General features: G+C 37.7%; 1 protein-coding gene. It reads right to left on the bottom strand.

Going from position 1 to position 1720, the window contains the following annotated elements; all coding sequences use genetic code 11:
* Positions 1 to 50: 50 nt before the first annotated feature.
* Positions 51 to 1553, bottom strand: a complete 1503-nt coding sequence (locus DC498_RS25885) for an IS1182 family transposase (protein WP_206197751.1) — start codon at positions 1551 to 1553, stop codon at positions 51 to 53.
* Positions 1554 to 1720 lie beyond the last annotated feature (167 nt).

The raw sequence follows: 1720 nt of genomic DNA, 5'->3' as shown, positions 1-1720 counted from the left end.
GCGCAAGCGTCTCGTGGCTGTTGCACAACCTTGATTTAAAAAATGCAAGTCTATTTTTGGATACCTATACAACTTTTAAAAAAATACCACCTGATTTTAGCAATAAAAACCTTAGCTAAAATTAGAACGGAATTGACGACGCCTTGAATGATTTCTGAACCAGATAACAGTTTTTTCGCTGCAAACCTCAGCAGTTTTTTAACATTATATGCAATAGCTGCCATTATCATGCATTTACCAGCAAGTATGATTCCTTTTGTATTTACTCTTCGCATACCTAAATAATTAACCAGCGTTCCTAACACCGGTTCTATTGTGCTACTTCTTAGCTTTTTCATCTTAGTAGCTTGTGGCATTTGCAACCGTTTATGCATTTTATCAAACAACTCTTTAGCTGTAGTAACGGCTATTGTTTTGAACTTGCCTTTGCCAATACATTTTTCTTTTAATGGACATGCGGCACAATCTTTAGGATTGCTGATATATTGTTTCATTAAATTACCATTGCCGTGACTTTCTTTATGTCTCGTAAACGGAAGCTCTTTGCCAGCCATACATGTGTAACAGTCCTTTTGTTTATCGTACTCGAAACCTTCTCTTAATGGTTTGTAGTGTCCAAAATTGGGTATATAGCCAATAATATTATGTTCTTCTAATGTTCGTAGTGCTTCACTACTGCTATAATTGCCATCTGCGAGTACTTCTTCTACTGTAAGCCCATGTTCTGACAAATTATTAATTGTGTGATTAAGCTGAGATGGCATACACTGGCTGTCTTTTTTATCTGCAAAATCGCTTTGAATGTGCGTTATAACATGGTCTTCAGTATCAACGCTTACCTGTGCCAGGTAATTTAACCTTCTTGTTTTACCGGGCTTTACGGATACTCTTGCATCCTCATCTGTGGTACTGCTTACCAAGTTGTTTCTCATATTTTTTCTCCAGGCGTTGCCGTTTCCATATGGCTTTTTGTCTTCAGCATCTTTTACAATAGCCTTATCTTCTGGCTTGTTGTCATCATTTTCTGTTTTCACCTCGAGTTCTTCTGCGTATGTATCTGCATCGTTGAGAATTGCCTTTTTTTGCAGGCTTTCCATTGAAGCATTGGCTTGCACAAAAACGCTATCTATTGCCTGCCTTTTTCCTGAAACCATTCCTTTATCAATGCAAAGGCTTAATACCTTTTTGAACAGTTCTCTAAAAACGTCCTCTCCATATAATTGTCGGGTGCGACTTAATGTACTGTGCCAAGGCAATTGTTCGTCAATATCATATCCGATAAACAAGAGCATGTCTAACCTCATTTGGGCTGTGCTTATTATACGACGATCACTACATAAATTTTCCAAATATCCTATCAGTATCAGCTTAAAGAAAACAACGGGATCAATACTCCGTTGTCCTTCATGTCCATAATATTTTTTTGTCGCCTTATAAATCCACTGCATGGGGAGTACCTCTTTTAACCTGCGATAAAAATTATCCTCCGGCACATGGTTGCTTAGCTGAAAGCTGGTAAATAATTTCTCTTGATAGTGTTTTTTGCCTTGCATAGCACATTACTCAACAAACTCAATGCCCTGTTTGTCTATATCCACAATATGTGCGTTAGTTGTGCAACAGCCACGTCTCGCTTGTGCCGTTTATACAATCAAGCCCTTTTGCCATAAAAATCTCTTGCGCTGCTGTAGTAAATAATTTCTAAAAGTAATTGAAACTT

The sequence above is a fragment of the Terrimonas sp. genome (assembly GCF_003075435.1).
Lineage (GTDB): Bacteria > Bacteroidota > Bacteroidia > Chitinophagales > Chitinophagaceae > Agriterribacter.
The sequence above is the reverse complement of the archived record's forward strand: the minus strand, read 5'-3'. Positions and strand labels throughout refer to the sequence as shown.